19 protein-coding genes and 1 riboswitch are annotated in these 20,772 nt (G+C 35.1%); of the genes, 5 read left to right on the top strand and 14 right to left on the bottom strand.

Going from position 1 to position 20,772, the window contains the following annotated elements:
* The first annotated feature begins 42 nt into the window (after window positions 1-42).
* Complete coding sequence (locus OTJ99_RS10270; RefSeq protein ID WP_045164485.1) at window positions 43-1,746, top strand: IS1634 family transposase; 1,704 nt, start codon at window positions 43-45, stop codon at window positions 1,744-1,746.
* A gap of 373 nt (window positions 1,747-2,119) precedes the next feature.
* Here the strand turns inward: OTJ99_RS10270 and OTJ99_RS10265 are convergent, their stop codons facing one another.
* From OTJ99_RS10265 to glgB, 6 genes are all read right to left on the bottom strand, one after another.
* Entirely contained in the window at window positions 2,120-2,719 is a 600-nt protein-coding gene (locus OTJ99_RS10265) for an amidase domain-containing protein (RefSeq protein ID WP_045166305.1), read from the bottom strand.
* A 336-nt stretch (window positions 2,720-3,055) separates the two neighbouring features.
* The gene (locus OTJ99_RS10260) at window positions 3,056-5,518 is read right to left on the bottom strand and encodes a glycogen/starch/alpha-glucan phosphorylase (RefSeq protein WP_045166306.1); all 2,463 of its coding nucleotides are present in this window, start codon (window positions 5,516-5,518) and stop codon (window positions 3,056-3,058) included.
* Window positions 5,519-5,548: 30 nt separating this feature from the next.
* On the bottom strand, window positions 5,549-6,982 hold the full coding sequence (glgA, locus tag OTJ99_RS10255; protein WP_045166307.1) for a glycogen synthase GlgA: 1,434 nt from the start codon (window positions 6,980-6,982) through the stop codon (window positions 5,549-5,551).
* The gene (gene glgD / locus OTJ99_RS10250) at window positions 6,979-8,121 is read right to left on the bottom strand and encodes a glucose-1-phosphate adenylyltransferase subunit GlgD (RefSeq protein WP_045166308.1); all 1,143 of its coding nucleotides are present in this window, start codon (window positions 8,119-8,121) and stop codon (window positions 6,979-6,981) included. The genes glgA and glgD overlap by 4 nt, the downstream gene beginning before the upstream one ends.
* A gap of 19 nt (window positions 8,122-8,140) precedes the next feature.
* On the bottom strand, window positions 8,141-9,316 hold the full coding sequence (locus OTJ99_RS10245; RefSeq protein WP_045166309.1) for a glucose-1-phosphate adenylyltransferase: 1,176 nt from the start codon (window positions 9,314-9,316) through the stop codon (window positions 8,141-8,143).
* A gap of 31 nt (window positions 9,317-9,347) precedes the next feature.
* Complete coding sequence (gene glgB, locus OTJ99_RS10240; RefSeq protein ID WP_045166310.1) at window positions 9,348-11,285, bottom strand: 1,4-alpha-glucan branching protein GlgB; 1,938 nt, start codon at window positions 11,283-11,285, stop codon at window positions 9,348-9,350.
* Window positions 11,286-11,747: 462 nt separating this feature from the next.
* Between glgB and OTJ99_RS10235 the strand changes: the two genes are divergently transcribed.
* The 4 genes from OTJ99_RS10235 (at window position 11,748) to radC (ending at window position 14,604) form a co-directional block, all read left to right on the top strand.
* A complete protein-coding gene (locus OTJ99_RS10235) occupies window positions 11,748-12,134 on the top strand; it encodes a DMT family transporter (protein WP_235375017.1) in 387 nt (128 codons plus the stop codon).
* Window positions 12,131-12,577, top strand: a complete 447-nt coding sequence (locus OTJ99_RS10230) for a DMT family transporter (protein WP_235374989.1) — start codon at window positions 12,131-12,133, stop codon at window positions 12,575-12,577. Before OTJ99_RS10235 ends, OTJ99_RS10230 begins: the two co-directional genes overlap by 4 nt.
* A 30-nt stretch (window positions 12,578-12,607) precedes the next feature.
* Complete coding sequence (locus OTJ99_RS10225) at window positions 12,608-13,519, top strand: MFS transporter (RefSeq protein WP_083943583.1); 912 nt, start codon at window positions 12,608-12,610, stop codon at window positions 13,517-13,519.
* 392 nt (window positions 13,520-13,911) lie between these two features.
* A complete protein-coding gene (gene radC, locus OTJ99_RS10220; protein WP_045166311.1) occupies window positions 13,912-14,604 on the top strand; it encodes a RadC family protein in 693 nt (230 codons plus the stop codon).
* Between the two features lie 90 nt (window positions 14,605-14,694).
* On the opposite strand, the gene OTJ99_RS10215 is transcribed toward radC, so the two are convergent.
* The 8 genes from OTJ99_RS10215 to OTJ99_RS10180 form a co-directional block, all read right to left on the bottom strand.
* Window positions 14,695-16,218 (bottom strand): LysM peptidoglycan-binding domain-containing protein, encoded by a 1,524-nt coding sequence (locus OTJ99_RS10215; RefSeq protein WP_045166312.1) that lies wholly within the window; start codon window positions 16,216-16,218, stop codon window positions 14,695-14,697.
* Between the two features lie 151 nt (window positions 16,219-16,369).
* On the bottom strand, window positions 16,370-16,837 hold the full coding sequence (gene ribH, locus OTJ99_RS10210) for a 6,7-dimethyl-8-ribityllumazine synthase (RefSeq protein WP_083943590.1): 468 nt from the start codon (window positions 16,835-16,837) through the stop codon (window positions 16,370-16,372).
* Window positions 16,824-18,032, bottom strand: coding sequence for a 3,4-dihydroxy-2-butanone-4-phosphate synthase (gene ribB, locus OTJ99_RS10205; protein ID WP_045166314.1), 1,209 nt, complete (start codon window positions 18,030-18,032; stop codon window positions 16,824-16,826). The genes ribH and ribB overlap by 14 nt, the downstream gene beginning before the upstream one ends.
* 5 nt (window positions 18,033-18,037) lie before the next feature.
* Window positions 18,038-18,616 carry a riboflavin synthase gene (locus OTJ99_RS10200; RefSeq protein WP_045166315.1) on the bottom strand — a complete coding sequence of 193 codons (579 nt, stop codon included), beginning with the start codon at window positions 18,614-18,616 and terminating at the stop codon, window positions 18,038-18,040.
* A complete protein-coding gene (gene ribD, locus OTJ99_RS10195) occupies window positions 18,609-19,724 on the bottom strand; it encodes a bifunctional diaminohydroxyphosphoribosylaminopyrimidine deaminase/5-amino-6-(5-phosphoribosylamino)uracil reductase RibD (RefSeq protein WP_052671532.1) in 1,116 nt (371 codons plus the stop codon). The genes OTJ99_RS10200 and ribD overlap by 8 nt, the downstream gene beginning before the upstream one ends.
* Window positions 19,725-19,847: 123 nt before the next feature.
* Window positions 19,848-19,976, bottom strand: a riboswitch (FMN riboswitch).
* 73 nt (window positions 19,977-20,049) lie between these two features.
* Window positions 20,050-20,370, bottom strand: a complete 321-nt coding sequence (locus tag OTJ99_RS10190; protein ID WP_235374990.1) for a hypothetical protein — start codon at window positions 20,368-20,370, stop codon at window positions 20,050-20,052.
* Window positions 20,371-20,438: 68 nt separating this feature from the next.
* Window positions 20,439-20,570 carry a hypothetical protein gene (locus OTJ99_RS10185; RefSeq protein WP_268748530.1) on the bottom strand — a complete coding sequence of 44 codons (132 nt, stop codon included), beginning with the start codon at window positions 20,568-20,570 and terminating at the stop codon, window positions 20,439-20,441.
* Window positions 20,563-20,769 carry a hypothetical protein gene (locus OTJ99_RS10180; RefSeq protein ID WP_157841378.1) on the bottom strand — a complete coding sequence of 69 codons (207 nt, stop codon included), beginning with the start codon at window positions 20,767-20,769 and terminating at the stop codon, window positions 20,563-20,565. The genes OTJ99_RS10185 and OTJ99_RS10180 overlap by 8 nt, the downstream gene beginning before the upstream one ends.
* Window positions 20,770-20,772 lie beyond the last annotated feature (3 nt).

Genomic DNA, 20,772 nt, shown 5'->3' with positions numbered 1-20,772 from the left:
TTTGTGGTACAATATAACAAACTATCTTCAAGGAGTTGCCATATGTTTGTCAAAATTACTAATGCTGGCGGTTATCAGTATGTTAGGTTAGTCGAAAATTACCGTGAAAATGGTAAAGTAAAGCAAAGAGTACTATTTAACTTTGGTAGACTTGATATTCTCAAAGATGACCCCGCTTTTAAAAACATTGTAAAAAAACTATCTGATATTGTCGCTGAAACAACTACTGAGAATGCAAAAGCTGTTACTATTGAATCTGAAGAAGATATTTCGGATGCAGTTGTAAAAAACTGGGGATACATTGTATACAGAAAGTTATGGCAGGAGCTTGAAATTGATAAGTTTTTAAAAGGGAAAGCAGCAAAAGAGAGAAAGATAAAATTTGATGTAGACAAAGTAAGTTTTTTAATGACCATACAGAGATTGATAGAGCCAATGAGCAAACTAAGAACTTATCATCAGAGAAGCAAATATTTTGGATTTGAAGAGGATATAGATTTGAATCAATTGTACAGGTGTTTAGATTTTCTTGACAGTGTAAAAGAAGATTTAGAGACATACCTGTATCAGAGAAATAAAGACTTATTTAAGATGGTAGTTGATGTAGTGTTTTATGATGTGACGACAATATACTTTGAGAGTTGTAGAGCGGATGAACTTAAAAATTTTGGGTTTAGCAAAGACAACAAGGTAAATGAAGTGCAAGTTGTATTAGGGCTTTTGGTGGACAAAGAAGGCAGACCGATAGGGTATGAACTTTTTCCTGGTAATACGATAGATAGCAAGACGATGGTAAAGATACTGAGGAAGCTGAAGGAAAAATTTAGTATAGATAAGATAATAATAGTAGCAGACAAAGGGCTTAACAGCAGAATAAATTTAAAGATGATAAAAGAAGCTGGGTACGACTATATAGTAGCAAGCAGATTAAAGAATGCAAGTAAAGAAATTTTAGATGAAGTTTTTAATGAAGAAGGATATAAAAGACTTGATGGCAAAAGATGTTTGAATGCTGAAGAAATTTATGGTGATGAATTCAAATATAAGGTATTGGAAAGAACAAATATTGTCAAGGATGAAGAGGGTAAAGAGTTCAAAATAGAAGAGAATTTGATAATAACGTATTCAAGCAAGAGAGCCAAGAAAGACAAAGAAGACAGAGAGAGATTGGTAAGAAAAGCCAAAGAGCTTTTAGAGAACAAAGGAAGCATAACAGCCTTAGAAAAGAAAGGTGCAAGGAAATATTTGAAGAAGAAATCAAAATCAGAAGAATATGTATTGGATGAGGAAGCGATAAAACGAGATGAGAAATTTGACGGTTATTATGCAATTCAAACGAGCAAAAAGGATATGGATGTAGAAGAGGTTTTAGGAGCATATCACGATTTATGGAAGATAGAACAGTCATTCAGAGTAATGAAAAGCTGTTTAGAAGTGCGACCGATATATCACTTTACAGAAAGCAGAATAAAAGGACATTTTGTGATATGTTTTTTGGCATTTTTACTGCAAAGGACATTGGAATATATTTTGAGGAGAAAAGGTAAAGGAATAAGTAGTGAAAGGATAATGGAAGCAATATATTCAATGAACTTTTTTGAAATAGAGATAAAAGGGAAGAAATATTTGATAAAGCAAAAAATTGAGGGAGAAGCTGGAGATATACTGAATGTAATGAAGATAAAGGGTCCAAAAAACTTCATGACATATGAGGAAGGCTTAGAATTTATTGGTATTAGCAAATGATGTAGTGACAAAATTGAGGTCCATATTTTGTCAATCCCAGTCCTCCCAAGCTTTTTGAGCTTCAAACTGACAAAGTCAAGAGATTTGCTGCTAAAATATTTTTTGCATTCATCAGTAACTTCCTTAATCTTTTTTTCTATTACCTCAGCAGGAATTTTTATTTCTGGTGACTTTGTATATTCAGAAGGAAAAACAAGTTTTTCCCAAATCTTCAAAGCACCTATTACTGTTTTCTTTATTTCTTGTTCATTGGTTATATCTTGATTACTTTTGACCCCGATGCTTATTAATATTGCGCCAAACAAAACTAAAATAGAGATAATTGAAACCAAAACTTTCTTTTTATACATTTTTATCCCTCCATTTCATTTTCTTATTTTGGACGAATTGCTGTTATTGTTGTTGAGGATGCTCTGTCATTATATGGTTTTAAATGCCAAATTGCATGATACGTGTCGGTTGTGTGTTGATTTTGAAGATCACCGATAATGTCCGGTCTATAAGCATCACGACCATAATCAACAACGATTGCTGCATGATCGTATGTTCCGTCAGAGTTCCAATCATAGAACAAAATATCACCTCGAGTTATATTATAATTGATATCGCTTTGTTGACTTGGTCCCCATTTGCCTAAAACTGTTCCTCTCGACGGATTTGATAAATATTTATAAAGATCATTGGCAACACTCCAAGCTGTCCCCCAGTTCCACCACCAAAGAACTTTCTCACAGTACCAACCATTTTGTTTGTCAAATGGAAGATTTCCGCCTTCATGCATTGCTTGGGACACAAAATTTGTGCAATCTGCTGAAAAACTTGGGTAATTAGGGTTTCTGTCTAATGCCCATGCATTTGCGTATGAAACTGCACCTTCTGAATTATAAACTGCTTCAGCTTTTATAGAGTAAAAACAGTTTACAATGAAAATACCAAACCTATCCCTCCCGTTATTAGTTTGATTATTTAACATGCCTTATTAAATATTAAATTAACCTTTTTTAATATATTGAAGTATTAATGGAATAATATCACCTCTTTGACAACTAATTTATTTTCATAATATCAAAAAAAAAAAAAAAAAAAATATAAATTTTTTACAAAATTCGAAATTAAATTTTATTGATTTTTACCCTTTTTATGGTTGGTTTTTAAAATAGTATATAGTTATGCACATCAATATTGCAAAGACAGATATAATCTATTGATTTGATTCTGCTGCCGTTATCTTACGTAACTTCAGCCTTCGATAACAGGTATGTTATACCATTTGTATATATCAGAACAATTAGAGAAACTAAAATAAGACCTAATCCGGGATTTCAACCCTTTTTATATGCCAAATTTCATCGGCATACTTTTGAATGGTATTGTCACTTGAAAAAATTCCAGATGCTCCTATGTTGATTATCATCATTTTTCGCCAGCGTTTGGTGTCTCGGTAGAGCTTATCAATTTTCATTTGAGCTTCGTGGTAAGAATCAAAATCTTTCAGCACAAAGTATTCATCGTTATACGTTATCAAGTGATTATAAATATCCATAAACTCACCAGATGGCACGTCAAAAAAGTTTCCGATTAATTGGTCGATGAGCCTTCTGATTCTCAAATCTTTCTGGTAAAGCTGACTGCTACTGTACCCGCCATTTTTATAGTAGTCCAAGACCTCTTCTGCTAAAAGTCCAAATATCACGATATTCTCATCACCAACTGCTTCTTTTATTTCAACATTTGCACCGTCTAAAGTTCCAAGAGTAATTGCGCCGTTCATCATAAACTTCATGTTGCCAGTACCAGATGCTTCTTTTGAGGCTGTTGAGATTTGCTCTGAGACATCAGCTGCAGGGATAATCTTTTCTGCTAACGACACACAGTAGTTTTCTAAAAATACAACTTTTAACTTGTCTTTTACATCTGGGTCTTTGTTGACCTTTTCAGCGATGGAATTTATGAGTTTTATAATCTTTTTCGCAAGGATATAACCAGGTGCTGCTTTTGCTGCAAAGATGAAAGTTCGTGGATAAATATCTAAGTTTGGATTTTCTTTTAACATATTGTAAAGATGCAATATATGAAGAGCGTTTAAAAGCTGGCGTTTGTATGCGTGAAGTCTCTTTGCCTGAATATCAAAGATTGAACATGGGTCAACAACTATGTTGTACTTGTCTTTTATATACTTTGCAAGCTTTACCTTGTTGTTGAATTTAATGTTGCTACATAGCTCTTGGGTGAGTTTGTCATCTGCAAAGTCTTTGAACTTTAGCATAAGCATTGGCTCTTTTATCCACCTGTCTGTCTGAAGACACTCAGAGATAAGCCTTGCCAGGTCTGGATTTGCCTCAACCAGCCATCTTCTGTGTGTAATTCCATTTGTTTTGTTGTTAAATTTTTCTGGATATAAGGTGTAAAAACATTTCAATACTTCATTTTTCAAAATTTCAGTATGAAGCTTTGAAACGCCGTTTACTGACTTACTTCCAATAACAGCCAAGTGTGCCATGTTTATTTGACCATCTTGAATTATAGCGACATTACAAACTTTTTGCCAATCGCCGTTTGTTTTTTCAAGCATCTCGCTGCAAAATCTTCTGTTGATTTCTTCAATAATTGTATATATTCTTGGAAGAAGGGTCCTTACCATGTCAATTGGCCACTTTTCCAGAGCTTCAGCCATTATTGTATGATTTGTATATGCCACAGTGTTAGTAGTAATCTCCCATGCTTCTTCCCAGCCCAAACCTTCTTCGTCGATCAATATTCTCATAAGCTCTGGAATGACAAGTGCTGGGTGTGTGTCGTTAATTTGTATCATTACATAGTTTGGAAGTTCATAAATTGGTTTTCCACGTTTTTTGAACGACCTTATTATACTTTGAACACCGGCTGACACAAAAAAGTATTCCTGTTTGAGCCTCAAAATCCTGTTTTGCTCGTTTGTGTCATCTGGATACAAAACTTGGGTGATAGATTGGACCATATACCTGTATTCCACAGCTTTGATATAATCACCTCTTGAAAACGAAGCAAAGTCAAATACATTTTCAAACGGCTCAGCACTCCAGAGTCTTAAAGTATTTACAGTGTTGCAGCCATATCCAATTATAGGAATATCATAAGGTATTGCCCATACAGGCTCATAGTTTTCGTGGAAGGCCTTCAGTTTTCCATCAACAATGTCAAAACGCACTGTTCCGCCAAACTTTACAATGCAAGCTCTGTCACTTCTTTTTACCTCCCACACATACTCTTCTGAAAGCCAGTTGTCAGGTACTTCCACCTGATACCCGTTTTGAATCTTTTGCTCAAAAAGACCGTAGCGGTATCTGATGCCATTTCCATGACCGGGGAGACCCATTGAAGCCATTGAGTCTAAAAAACACGCAGCAAGTCTGCCAAGGCCTCCATTTCCAAGGCCCGGCTCTCTTTCTGCCTCCTCAATCTCTTCAAGTGAAAGTCCAAGTTCATTTAGTGCCTCTTTGCACACATCACGAATTCCCAAGTTGATTAGATTGTTCACAAGAAGCTTGCCGAGCAAAAACTCAATAGAGAAGTAGTAAACTTGTTTAACATCGTTTTGTTTGTAGTATTTATTTGTTTTTAGCCATCTTTCAAAAGAATATTCCTTTATAACCTCTCCAAGCGCAAGGTACTGCTGGTATGTTGTTGCTTCTTTTGGGTCTATGGCAAAAAGTGATATTATCTTTCGCTGAAAATCATTCTTTATCTTCTCTTTGAGCTCATCTTTGCTAAGTCCTGCAATTCCACCAATCATTTAAAACTTTTCCTCCTGTTTTTTTAAGATTTATTTTAGGAGCTGTTCATAAACTCTATTGTACTCTATTGCTGAGACATTCCACGAATTGTCTCTTGTCATTGCTTGATAGACAATAGACCTCCACTGTGCTTTATCTGAGTAAATAGACAGTGCGTACTTTATAATAGCAAAAAGCTCTGCTGGGTCATAGTTTGCAAATGAAAATCCCCAGCCTTCACATGTGAACTGATTGTATGGTTTTACAGTGTCTTTAAGTCCTCCTGTTTCGCGCACGATAGGAACACTACCATAACGCATTGCAATCAGCTGAGAAATTCCACACGGTTCTACTAAAGACGGCATGAGGTACATATCAGACCCAGCATAAATCTTTCGAGCAAGTTCTTCACTGTAGCATATGTTTGCAGACACTTCAGAGGGGTATGCTGAAGCATAGTGTTTGAACATCTGCTCATAGTGATAATCACCAGCTCCTAAGATAACAAGCTGAACAGGCAGTGTTAAAAGCCTTCTTAAAATTCTCTCAATAAGATCAATCCCCTTTTCCTTTGTCAGTCTTGAGACCATACCAATGAGTACAATTTCATCTGAAACGGGCAAGTTTAACATCTGCTGGAGTCTAAACTTGTTTTCCTTTTTACGCCTTTCAAACGTATTTGCATCATAATTTACAAAGATAAATTTGTCTGTTGCAGGGTTGTAAACTTCATAGTCAATTCCATTGACAATGCCTATTAATTTATCTCCAATTCCAGACAAAAGTCCATGTAATCCTTCGCCGTATGAAAGTGTTCTAATTTCATTAGCATATGTTTTACTAACTGTTACAACTTTGTCTGCAAAGATAATACCACCTTTTAAAAATGAGATTGCATCATAGAACTTGAGTTTGTTTTCGTCGAAGTATTCATCAGGCAAAGAAAGAAGGTCATACATGACCTCTTTTGGGAATACTCCTTGATATCTTAGATTGTGGATTGTAAGTACTGTTTTTATCTTTTGGTGCTTTGGAGAGTGACTGTAATGAGCTTTCAGTAAGACTGGTATTACACTTGTGTGCCAGTCATTTACATGGATTATGTCAACATCAAAGTCAAGATGATAGATAGCTTCACAAACTGCTCTTGAAAAGTAAGAGAATCTCTCACCATCGTCGTAGTACCCATAATAGCCAGGTCTTTTGAAGTAGTATTCATTGTCAATAAAATAGAAAGGTACTCCATCAAAATTGAGATATTCAATTCCACAGTATTGATTTCTCCATCCAACAGGAACAGTAAAGTGGCAAAGGTGTTTCATCTTTGTTGAATAATCAGAGGGGATATCACCATACTTTGGCATAATTACTCTCACATCAACACCAAGCTTTCTGAGGGCTTTTGGAAGAGAGTATGCAACGTCTGCAAGGCCACCTGTTTTTGCAAACGGAAATGCTTCTGATACAGCAAAAAGTACATTCATAGTCTTTTCACCTCTTTGAGAACACTTAAATAAACTTTACTTTGTTTTTCCATCACAAGAGGATTTTTGTTATGTCCAATCAAAGTTGCGTTTGAGTCGATCACAACATTTTTGTCAAGAATCACATTTTTCAAAACTGCCCCGCTTTTGATAATACACTTTGAAAATATTATACTATTTTCTACCACCGCATCTTTTTCAATTACAACCCCACGCGAAATTATACTGTTTTTTACTTTTCCTTTAATTAAACAGCCATTTGAAATAAAAGAGTTTTCAACCTCACATGTAGAAAAGTATCGAGTTGGTGGTGAGTCGTTGGATTTTGTGTAAATTGGCCTTTCTTTTGAAAACAGCTCTGACTGAATATCAACATTTAGCATATCCATTGATACCTTGAAGTATGAAGATATTGAATTTATACACCCAACGTATCCTTTGAACTCATAAGCATTTACATTCATATTTTGGACGTTTTTGTACACAAAATCCCTAAACAAACCACAATTGCCGTTTTCCAAACAGCTTAAAATACATTCGATTAAAAATTCCTTGCTAAGCAAGAATATGTCCAAGGAAATATTAACAAGTGTCCGCCTTCCAATGTTCTTTCCGACTCCTATGACCTTTGAGTCTTGGTCTAAAATCAGGGTTGGTGCATCTAAGAAAAGGTCATCTTCATTGCTTACTTTTTTGTAAACAACTGTAATATCGGCATTTGACTCTTCATGGTATTTTGCAACTTCTTTAAAATCAATATTACAAATCATGTGTGATAAAGTAAATATCACCATTTCTTTTTTGCTGCGAAATAAGAACTCCATATTGCTTTTCAAAAGCTTTATATCACTGATTGAAGATGGGTCATAAGAATAGTTAAAGATGTAAAGACCATCTACTTTTCTATTTAAATTCCATGGCTTGCCAGTACCTACATGGTCAATGAGTGACCTTGACTTAGTTGGAGCTAAAATTCCAACATTTGTGACACCTGCATTGACAAGGTTTGAGAGGACAAAATCAATCACTCTATATCTTCCAAAGATAGGAATTGATCCTAAAGGCCTTGTTGCTGTAAGGCTTTTTAATTTACTATCGTTTTCTGTAAGGCTCACAATGCCCAAGTAATTTGTAAGCATTTTAATTTCCCCCAAAATTTTATTCTAAAATTAAATTTGAGCTTTGGTTTTTATTCTCAGGAACAACAGCAATTTTACCGGGCTTTCCTCTCACAATGCATCCTTTTGAAACCTTTGCTCCAGAGCATATAATTGCATTTTCAACAACCGCACCATCTTCAATGTGGCTATTACTGAGAATTACAGAGTTTATGACCTTTGCATTTTTACCAACGTAGACATTGTAAGACAGAACCGAGTTGCAGACCTCGCCCCAGATACAACACCCCTCAACTATCATGGACTTTTTCACATTTGCACCTGGGGCTATGTACTGAGGAGGATAGGCAATTGATGAAGTATATACCTTAAACTCATCATTATAAAGGTCTAAGCTGCAGCTGGGAGCATCTATTGGACAGCTTTCATTCAAAAGGTCCATATTTGCCTCCCAGTATGACTCAACCGTTCCGACGTCTTTCCAGTATCCTCTGAAAGGATAAGCAAATAGTTTTTCACCACCTTTTAACATCTTGGGGATAATATTTTTACCAAAATCATGGTCAGAATTTTCATCTTTTGCATCTTCTTTTAAATATCTTTTGAGTCTTTCCCAGTTGAAAATATAAATACCCATAGATGCAAGGTTGTTCTTCGGATGTTTTGGCTTTTCTTCAAATTCGTAGATTCTATTATCTTCTTTGGTGTTCATGATACCAAACCTTGAGGCTTCTTGTATCGGCACCTCAATACACGCAATTGTCACATCAGCCTTTTTCTCTTTATGGAATTTGAGCATCTCTTGATAGTTCATGGTATAGATATGGTCGCCTGACAGTACTAAAAGATACTCTGGTGAAAAAAGCTCTACAAAGTTCATATTTTGATAAATAGCATCTGCAGTTCCTTTGTACCAGTTTCCACCACTGTCATTTGTGTGAGGTGGCAGGATGTAAACACCGCCTTTTGTGCGGTCCAAATCCCATGCAGTTCCAATTCCGATGTGACAGTGCAGTGTAAATGGCTGATACTGTGTCAAAACACCGACAACGTCAATTGATGAGTTTGTACAGTTGCTGAGAGTAAAGTCTATTATTCTGTACTTTCCCCCGAACTCCACCGCCGGTTTTGCATTTGCTTTAGTAAGTTCCTTTAACCTGCTTCCTTGACCACCTGCCAAAATCATTGCTATGATTTCACGTTTAAGGCCGTTCATCTTGCACATCACCTCTATTTGTATAACAATTTTATTCATCTGTAGGTTTTTCTTTTGTATCTTCAAAAAGTTCAACTGGTTTGAAGATTAGACATGAAAGAGATGGTAATCTAAATTCAATGCACTGGGGGTATCCGTGCCAAACTTCATCAATAGTTTTTAATTTTTCTGTGTTTACTATATTATTACCACCAAATTCAGCTTTATCACTGTTAAATACTTCCAAATATATACCCTTTTTTGGCACACCTATTTTATAACTCTCATATGAAGCAAGACCAAAGTTACAAATGACAACAAGGAAATCCTCAGGGTCTTTTGAAAACCTCAAGTATGATATGACACTTTGCTCCCAGTTGTGAACATCTATCCATTTAAAACCATCCATTTTATGGTCAAGCTCCCACAAAGCTTTATTCTCTAAGTAAAATCTATTTAAACTTTTGACATAATGCTGAAGCATTCTATGCATGGGATAGTCCAAAAGTAGCCAATCCAAAGATGCATAAAATCTCCATTCAATGAACTGACCAAACTCACTGCCCATGAAAAGTAGCTTTTTGCCCGGATGTGTGTACATATAGCCATAAAGAAGTCTTAAGTTTGCAAACTTTTGGTTATATTCTCCTGGCATTTTATCAAGTAACGATTTTTTCCCATGTACAACCTCGTCATGCGAAAATGGCAGGATGAAGTTTTCTGAAAAAGCATACATTATAGAAAATGTTAGGAGATTGTGATGATGTTTTCTTTCATCTGGGTAAAATTGCATGTATTTCAGCGTGTCATTCATCCATCCCATGTTCCATTTATAGTTAAATCCCAAGCCACCATCATAAGTAGGGTATGTAACAAGTGGAAAAGCAGTAGACTCTTCCGCAATCATCAGAATATTTGGATATTTTGAAAAGATTGCTTTGTTTAGTTTTTTAATAAACTCAATTCCTTCTATATTCTCATGTCCACCATACCTGTTTTTCTGATTGTTGTTCATGTAAATTATGTGCGAGACTGCATCAACTCTTATTCCATCAATATGGTACACATCGAACCAAAACATTGCACTTGAGATTAAAAAGCTTTGTACCTGCGGCTTTGAAAAGTCAAATGTAGCTGTGCCCCACGTATAGTTTTCTCTCAAAAGCTCATCTTCATATTCATACAAGAATGTCCCGTCAAACCTGTAAAGTCCATGCTCATCTTTGCAAAAGTGAGCAGGTACCCAATCGACAATAACCCCAATTCCATTTTGGTGCATAACGTCGACAAAGTACATAAAGTCTTCAGGGCAGCCAAAGCGTGAGGTTACAGAAAAGTATCCTGTTGGCTGGTATCCCCAAGACATGTCCAAAGGATGCTCCAAAACTGGCAAAAGCTCAATGTGTGTATAGTTCATTTCTTTAAGATATTCAACCAGCATGTGAGCAAGTTCACGGTAATTATAAAATTCACCAGCTTTTTCTACAGTGCCATCCTTTTTCATTTTCCATGAAGCAAGTTGAACCTCATAAATATTGATGGGTTTGTCATAAGGAGGGGTAGTTTTTCTTTTTTCCATCCAATCTTGGTCATGCCATTCATAGTCTGGGATGTTTTTGACAATTGATGCTGTGTTAGGTCTGACTTCTGAGTAGATTGCATAAGGGTCTGCTTTTAAGACTCTTTTTCCGTCAGCACCGATAATCTCGTATTTGTAAAGCTCACCTTCCAGAAGCCCTTCGACAAACAGCCACCAAAACCCGCTACCATGTATTCTCATCATCTTGTGATTTTCGCCACACCAATTATTAAAGTCACCTACAACAGATACACTTTTTGCATTTGGTGCCCAAACACAAAAGACAGTGCCAACTTTGCCTCTGTAATTTACAACCCTGCTTCCTAAGAATTTATAGCTTTCAAAATGCTCACCTGCTTCAAATCTTTTAATATCAGACAAATATATTGTAGATTTTACTTTTTTTATCATCAGTTTTACCTCCACTGATAGGAATTTGAGGAGTAAAATAAAATTTGCACAAAGCACAGAAGAAATTAAATACAAATTAGAATAGTAAGGTTGCTAAAAATTTTTACGCATAATTATATAAACCATACAAAACACAATTTGATTATAACATTACTGTAAAATTAAAGCAATGAGAAAATCTTTTCTCTAATTTGTTTATACCCATAAAACAGAACTTTAAATTTGATTTTGACTTGACTTATGTTGAGGACTATAATAGTTATAAAAATGTAACTATTAATTTTTTAACCCAAGCTTTGATAGTTACAATTTTTTCAATAACTTATAAGTTGATAACTATAAAATGTAAAAAATTTGTCAAAAAGAAAAAGTGTTTGAAATATGAAGAAAAGAATCTTGTATTTGATAATTACTCTTATCTTTTTCAGTTCTTAGGAGGTTGTTGGAAAGACTTTGGCAGGCATGGTGAATCCATATCAGTTGAACCTTATCAAATTCTTTTTTGGTGGGCTTATTCTTTTGCCAATTGCAATAAAAAATTTACAGGACAAAAAGATTAAGCTTTCTAAAAGAGACATATTTTTTCTTGCTTTAATCGGTATAGTTAATGTAGTAATCAGGATGTCATGTTTACAATTAGGAATAAATATCACAAGAAAGGCAAGTTTAGCAGCTGTCATATTTAGTTCAAATCCGTTATTTGTAGCATTGTCAGCACATTTTATTTTGAACGAAAGATTGAATATACGAAAGATTATAGGAATGATAATTGGTATTGGAGGAATTGTAATAGTATTTTATAAGGATTTATCATTGGCAAAGATTTTATTAAGGGAATTCTTTTTATGATTTTGTCTGCAATAATATATGGGGTTTACACAACTATGGGGAAGAAATTTACACAGAGAAGTAGCAGTATAATCATGAATTCATTTTCATTTTTATTTGGAAGTATATTTTTATTGCCAATAATTCTGCTTAATCACTTTCCTCTATTTAGTATGCCGCTGAAAGCTATATTTCCAATGTTTTATTTGACCTTTTTTGTCACAGGGATAGCTTATTATACATACTTTTTAGGCATGACATATACAAGTGCAGGAGCTGGTTCTATGATATTCTTCTTAAAACCTATTTTGGCAGGTATATTTGCAAGTATTTTTCTTTCTGAAAAGATTTCTATCAACTTAATTTTAGGGACATTGGTAATACTTTTAGGAATTGGAATTGTTCAGTTTGCAGATAAAAAATCTTCGAAAATCCTGAGTAAACAGCATCCAGTTAAACCTTAACAAAATCTTGACGAAGGGAGTAGGCTCAAGGTGGCAGCATATATTGATGTTAATAATCCGTTTGCAGCTTTAAAATCTAAAAATTTTAGATATTTTTGGATAGGTCAATGTATTTCATTAATTGGAATATGGCTTCAAAATACAGCTCTTTCATGGCTTGTGCTTACTCTGACAAAGTCAGCATTTTTAGTTGGTCTTTTTAATGCGCTGCAATTTACTCCTCAATTATTTTTGTCTTTATTTGCTGGAGCAATTATTGATCATTTTCCAAAGAAGAAGTTATTGATTATAACTCAGAGCTTGCTTATGATAGTGGCTTTTTTACTTTCATTTTTGATATGGACAAAGGTGATAAATTATCCTATCTTGCTTGTATTTGCTTTAGCTTTGGGGATTATAAACACCTTTGATATGCCAGCACGGCAGTCATTTGTAATTGAACTTGCTGGTCAAGAATTGCTAATTAATGCTGTTGCTTTAAACTCACTGAATTTTAACCTTGCAAGAGTGATAGGTCCTGCGATAGCAGGCATACTTCTCAAAAATGTTGGAATGGGTGTATGTTTTTTTCTCAATGGACTGAGTTTCATTGCAGTTTTAATAGGGCTGTTTTTGATTGACGTTGGTCTAAAACCTCTGAGTGAGACAAAGAGCAGAGGAATGTTAAAAGATATTTTGGAGGGTCTAAAATATACTAAAAATAACAGAGTCATACTTCAAACTATGATATTAATTTTAATAATGAATGTTTTCATTATGAATTTCAATGTATTAATACCATTGTATACAAAATATATCTTACATAAAGATGAAGCAGGTTATGGTTTTTTGCTTTCTTCAATGGGCATAGGTGCTCTTTCAGGTGCACTTTTTTGTTGCCTCTACAAGCAGAAAACTTGCTTTAAAAAGATTGTATTTTTCATTAGTGATGTGTTTCCTTGATTCTCATTTTTATAGGAATAAATAGAGATTATAAACTTTCTTCATTTTCTGTTTGCGTCGGTAGGTTTTTTCATGATATTGTTTACAACAACAGCAAACTCAACATTATAACTTTTCTCTGCTGATGAGTACAGAGGGAGGGTAATGAGCTTATATACCTTAGTTTTTGCTGGTACAACACCAATTGGTAGTTTGATTGCAGGACATTTGCCCAGATTTTTAAAGTTGGTGGGGCATTTGTGATATGTGGTATTTTTTGTTTTGTGCTATTTATATTGGAATACTTGATTTTTGAAATTATTTTTGCTAAAGCTTGAAAAGATATATTGAGGAAATGTACAATATAATTAAAAATTGGTTACTTCTTTAAATTAATGGTGGAGAAAGATAGTATGAATAAGAATATTCACGAAGGGCACAGGCAAAGATTAAAAAGAAGATTTGTTGAAGAAGGTCTTGACAGTTTTGAAGACCATCAAGTTTTAGAGCTTCTTTTGTTTTTCAGCATTCCAAGAAGAGATACAAACGAAATAGCACACAGGTTAATTTCTACCTTTGGAAGCATTTCAAATGTATTTGAGGCTCACCCAAAAGAGCTTCAAAAAGTAGAGGGAGTTGGTGAAAACTCAGCAATTTTAATTTCTCTTATATCCCAAATAGCAAGAAGGTATCTTGCTGATAAAACGAAAAAGACATTTCAGCTTAAAAATGTAGAAGTAGCAGCAGAGTACATAAAAAGTCTGTTTGTGGGAAGAAAGAATGAGGTATTCTATGTGATATGTTTAGATACTCAGTTAAACGTTATTCATTCTGTGCCACTTTTTGAAGGGACAGTAAAAGAAGCTGTTGTATATCCACGAAAGGTTGTTGAATGCGTTTTGCGATATAACGCAAGCAGTGTGATTTTAGCTCACAATCATCCAGGCGGTTCTGTAAAGCCTTCCATGGATGATATCAAGACAACTCAAAAGATTGTAAATGCTCTTTCGACAATAGGCGTTGCTGTCAATGACCATTTTATAGTGGCAAAAGGTGAATACTACAGCTTTGCGCAAAATGGAATGCTTCCAGAGCCACAGATTTAATCTTGGTAAGGTGAAAATAAAACGCTTTAACAAAATGGGGCTGCATATATGGATTTTACATTTTTATGCAGCCCTTTTTAAGTAATTTTTTTACCTAAGCCCTGCAGCAATCGAGACTGTCAGCTGATGCTGAGGGTCAATTTGACCATCTTTGTGGCGAAGTCCATTGAATGTATACACATCAAAATGTCCATCCATTCCATTTACAATTGTATCAAGGTTTGGACCGTAGCCATATCCACCGCTTCTGTTTGCGACATTTTGATTGTAAGGAACGCCGTCCACCCCTGCGTGTGGCATGCCAGAAACTGACACGGCTATTCTTCTTCCTTTTACTTCAAGTATGAACGGACGTCTTTCCCATGAAAAGCTGCCACCAAATATCTCTTTCATAATTTGAGTGTCTTTAAGGCTCAAGGTTTCAACATCTGCATGGCTTGCACCCATTGTTCTTTTTGCAAAGAAATATTTTCCTGTCTGGATGTCAATAAACTTGCCAACGCTGCCGATGGAAAATACATAATTTCCTTGTGAAAAACAATCAAGCATTTCGACGCCATTTTCGTTTGAATGCACAGCAACTGTGTGAACCGGCACTTTTAAAATTTGTCCTGCATAGATGTATAAGTTTTGGTTTAGGTTATTTGCCAGCATAAGTTCATAGTCTGGTATTCCAAATTTTACTGCAATCGACCATATTGTATCTCCACTTTGCACCTTGTAATATGTGTAGCTTACATAGTCACCTGAAGTATCAACAGGTAGAAAGGAGTAAAAGTAGCTGCTTGGTTTTGAGGTATCTGCAATATCTTGCTTTATAGCTACTGCCCATATTGAAACATAGCCAATTCCTTTCTGTGTTGAAATTTTATAGAAATCTGCTTGCTTTCCGATAACATTTACGGTTTGCCCTTGAGTAAGATAAAATAGGTTTTGCGAAGATGAAGAAGGCGCAGCTTTTACGTACGTCCACCACTTTATTGTTCCAGTAATTTGAGCCAAATTGAGGTTCACTTTTTTTACAATTAGCTTTTGTCCCACATAGAGTGTATCATTTGTAAGATTATTAAAGCTCTTTATAGCTTCAATAGATGTTCCAAACGTTTGTGATAATATCAAGAGTGAATCACCGCTTTGAACACTGTAGACTATGTAGTTTCCATTTGGCTTGAATATCATCCGCTTTCCGGATGTATAATGACGAAATTCAAACAAGTTTAAGTAAGTTTTGAAAGCAGAGTAAGGAACACAGATTCTATTTTGTATTATTTGCATCGGTCCTTCCATGTAAAAGTTTTTTCCATTGAACATAACAACATTGCTATCGAGTTTGAATATAAGTTCATTTTGGTCAATGATAAGCTTTGATCGAAGAAAGTTATAGTCTTTTGGATCAAAAGCAAAACTTCCACCCAGTATTCTTGAAAGCTCATAAGGAGAGAGATATGCTACTGAACTTTTGTTAATAATGGTAATATAAGATGGGTTGCCATTTGCATCAAAAATTAGAGCCTCTTCTTTTTGAATACCAGAGGCAAACGAAGGAGAAACTATGACTAAAGATAAGACTATAGCAGTAGTAACAAACAGCCAAAGTCTCAATAATCTTTTCATAAAAATCCCGCCTCTTTCAAAAGTTTTAATATATTTTCATTATAAAGCCAGGTTTTTATACAGCTCAAATGAAATACTTTCCAAAGTGACCAAATGTCATTTTTAAAAGTATAAAAGAAAAGTTGGCTCTTTTATTGAGCCAACTTTTTCTCTAAAAAGAAATATTCTTCATCAAATTTGCCATCTCCAGGGCAGAGAGAGCTGCGTCAAATCCTTTGTTTCCTGCTTTTGTACCCGCTCTTTCGATTGCCTGGTCGACTGTGTCACATGTCAGAACACCAAATATAACTGGAACCTCTTGTTCTAAAGAGACGTTTGCAATGCCTTTTGAGACCTCTGCGCTTACATACTCAAAGTGTGGTGTGCTACCGCGAATCACTGCACCAAGTGCAATTATTGCATTGTATTTTTTTGACTTAGCAAGCTTTTTAGCAACAAGTGGAATTTCAAAAGCACCTGGTACGTAATATACGTCGATATTTTCACTGTCAACATCATGCCGAGAAAGACCATCCAGGCATCCTTTTAAAAGCTCATCTGTAATAAATGAGTTAAATCTTGAGACGACAATTGCAAATTTCAAATTTTTTCCACAAAAGCTTCCTTCAAAAGTTCTCAACATTATCCTCTCCTTTTATTAAGATTTCATGCTTTTTCTTTAATATTTTCGAATGTATATATTTCCTGTTATATGGATTTATAACAATCGGAATAGATATTCTCTTTAAAATCTCAATTCCACAATCCTGCAAAAAAGAAACTTTTTCAGGATTGGATGTTGCAAGATTAATTTTGCTTATACCAAAGAATCTCATAATATGCAGAGCATCGAAGTAATCTCTCAAATCATCGTCAAAGCCAAGTAGATTGTTTGCCTCATAGGTATCAAAACCTTGCTCTTGAAGTGCGTAAGCTTTAATCTTATTGGCAAATCCAATTCCTCTTCCTTCCTGGTCAAGGTAAATGAGCATGCAGTTTTTATTCTCTGCCATAAACTGCAAGAAAAATTCAAGCTGCTGATGACAGTCGCACCTCAGGCTATGGAAAACATCTCCTGTTTTGCAGGAAGAGTGTATTCGTACATTTACCGGCTGGCTTGGATTAAAAGTCTGGTTTATCAGCACAGCATGTTCTTTTTGCGAAAAATAGTTTTTGAAAGCAAAAATCTTAAACTTTCCATACTGTGTTGGAAAGTCTGCTTCAGCTTCTTTTTGCACTGTGGGCCGGTTTAATAAAATATATTTTTCAATCTCATCAATTGTAGTAACTGGTATTGAAAATCTCTTTGCCAAGCTTTTTATATACTCTTTGTTGTGACTATCTCCTTTTTCGTCTAAGATTTCAATCATCACCGCAGCAGGAAAAAGCTTTGAGATCCTGCAAAGTTCTACAGCTGCCTCTGTGTGACCTTTCCTTGTCAAAACCCCGCCTTCATGAGCAACAACAGGATTTACATGACCTGGAATTTTAAAGTCAGAAGCCGTTGCGTTTGGATTTGCAAGCTCTTTGCTTGTTTTGCTTCTCTCGATAGCAGTTATACCTGTTTTTGTGTCTTTGTGGTCGACTGTGACTGTAAAAGTACAGCTGTCTTTAGTGTTATAAGGAACGTATAAATTCAAGCGTTCTTGAATTTCTTTGTCTATGGCAACACAGAACATTCCTTTGGCGTGATTCAAAACAAAGCTTATTTTATCTGGTGTTGAAAACTGAGCAGGTAAAATTAAATCTGCTTCATCTTCACGGTTTTGGCTGTCAAATACTATAACAAATTCTCCATTTTTAAAACTTTCTATTACATTTTTCAAGCCATACATTCATATCACCTCAAATTTTCTTTCACAATCTTTGCAATGTAGTCAAATTCAATGTTTACCCAGCTACCTACTTTTTTGTACTTCAAGGTAGTATTTTCAATAGTGTGTGGAATCAAAGATATTGTAAAGTATGTGTCAAAGACATCTACAACTGTAAGAGAAATACCATCAATTGCAACAGAACCTTTTCTGATAACAAGGCCTTTAAAATCTTCAGATGGTTTTATCCCAATTATTCTGCTTTTTCCCTGAATTTTTTGCATGCAAATTGTGCCAATACAGTCAACATGGCCAAGAACAATGTGACCGCCAATTCTGTCTCCCATCTTCAAAGCAGGCTGCAGATTAACAGGCATTCCTTCTTTTAAAAATTTAAGTGTGGTCCTTTCAATTGTCTCAGGTGACAGGTCAAAGTCAAAAATTCCATTTGAGATATTTGTAACTGTCAGGCACACACCATCAACTGCTATGCTGTCACCAATTTTTGCATCTATCTTTTTCACTTCTACACTCAGCTTTACAATATCTTCAATTTTTCTCATTAAAACAACCCTGCCAACCTCTTCAACAATGCCGCTAAACATAACTTATATCTCCTTCAATAATGGTAGAGTTTTTAAAGGTTGTGACTTTTGTATTTACAAGCTTTGGGAAAAACTGTTCAAAGCCTTCTGCACCTATCACGCCTTTTGTGTTCTGTCCACCTATGAAAACATTGAATATCAATGAATACCAGTAATCCACAATTCTTTGCTTCAAAAGAAAAAAGTTCAGTAGACTTCCTCCCTCAACAAGGACTGATACTATCTTTTGCTGTGCAAGTTTTGAAAATGCATCTAAAAGGTCAAGATGACCATCTTCTGACGACGTTGCAAAAATTATTTTTATTCCTTTTTGAGAAAGAAGTTCTATTTTTTGAGTATCATTTACATTTTCACTGCACACAATGTAGGTAGAATACTCGTCAGAGGTTTTTACGATATTGCAATCTAAAGGAATTCGAAGCTTTGAATCAAGCACAACTCTTATAGGCTGCCTTACAATCTGGCCATACCTTGCATTTAAAATTGGGTTATCTGAAATTACAGTATTTACAGAGACCATTGTTGCCATATATTTTTGCCGAAGACTGTGTACAAAGATGTTTTCATCTTCAGTGTTAAACAAAAATCGCTTATTTGAAGGTGTTGCAATTTTGCCATCAATACTCTGGGCAACTTTTATGGCAATGTAGGGAATACCCTTTTTCATGTATTTAAAAAATTCTTTGTTTACACTTTCTGCTTCTTTTTCTAAAATACCTTCTATAACTTCTATTCCGTGCTGTTTTAAAATTTGTATGCCCTTGCCATTGACAAGGGGATTTGGGTCTTTGGTGGCAACTACAACTTTTTTAATGCCACTTTTTATAATTGCATCTGTGCAAGGTGGCTGTTTGCCAAAATGACAGCATGGCTCTAAAGTGACATACATTGTTGCGTTTTTGAGCGAGTTGCCATTTTTTATTGCATCCTCGATTGCCAAAACTTCTGCATGCTTTTCACCATACTTTTGATGATATCCCTTTCCGATTATTATTCCGTTTTTTACAATCACGCATCCAACTCTTGGGTTTGGCAGCACCAAAGGAGAAGCTTTCTTTGCCAGCTCAAGTGCTATGTTCATGTAATAGCTATGTGAAAGACTCCTCAAATGTTTCCTCCTTTCTACGGTGTAATTTGATGGACAAAAAACTAAAGCCTCGAAAGTGGATTTTCCACCTTCGAGGCTTTTTGGGCTTTTGACAAGATGTATAAGAAAATCATCCTTACACATCCATTCCTTCTCCCATCCGGACTGTAACCGTTGGCACCGGAATTCCACCGGTTCTGCAAAAGCCAGAAAGGCTTTTGCTCGCGGGCTTTTACCGCCAGTGGGGAATTTCACCCCGCCCCGAAGGATGGACCTTGACCGCCAAGTTATATTCAGTTTTATATTTCATTATAGTCGTAAACTTACGAAATTTCAATAGCAAAATTTACCTTATCCAAACTTTGTAGACTACAGCAAGGCTTAAGGCTAATAATGGAACGCCAAGATAAATTAGTTCGTATTTTTTGCTTGTAATTCCTACAATCAAAAACACAATTATACTCAAAATTATGCCAAAAGCTAAAAATAACCCTAAAAATTTTTTAAAATTTTTCGCAGACTTTGTTCCAAAAACAAAAGGGAAAAGAATAAACTCTACAATTAAAATCAAAAATACACCAAGAACAATTGTTCCAACTATATAAAAAGCATTTTTTTCAAGAATTGAACTAATTACAGAGCCTATTGTAGCCAATATAATAAACATATAAAAGAAAATCCTATAAATTCTCAATAATTTTTCATTCGTTTGCAGTTTTCCTCCAAAGAACTTTATTACCATCTAATATTTATGAAAACTCCAGCACCTACTTTAGCAGCAAGCCCGCCACCTATTGATATTCCGCTTGATGAAAATTTAAATTTACCTTCTGCTCCCCACGCACCAGCATAACCTTTTTTAGCCAACTTCGACAGTAATGCCACCAATACTAAACCCAAAACTTTGTTTAATTTCAATAGCAGACACCATAGCTTTTCCAATATTAATAGATGCCTCTCCATAAGCTGTAATTTGTCCTTGTTTATTAGTTCCAAAACTTGAAGCGCCAATAGAAAACAAAGAATTTTTATTTGAAGAACCACAGTAGGCTTGAACTGCATACACTTT

The sequence above is a fragment of the Caldicellulosiruptor naganoensis genome, from assembly GCF_026914285.1.
Classification (GTDB): Bacteria; Bacillota; Thermoanaerobacteria; order Caldicellulosiruptorales; family Caldicellulosiruptoraceae; genus Caldicellulosiruptor; species Caldicellulosiruptor naganoensis.
This window is presented reverse-complemented; position numbering and strand designations above follow the sequence as displayed.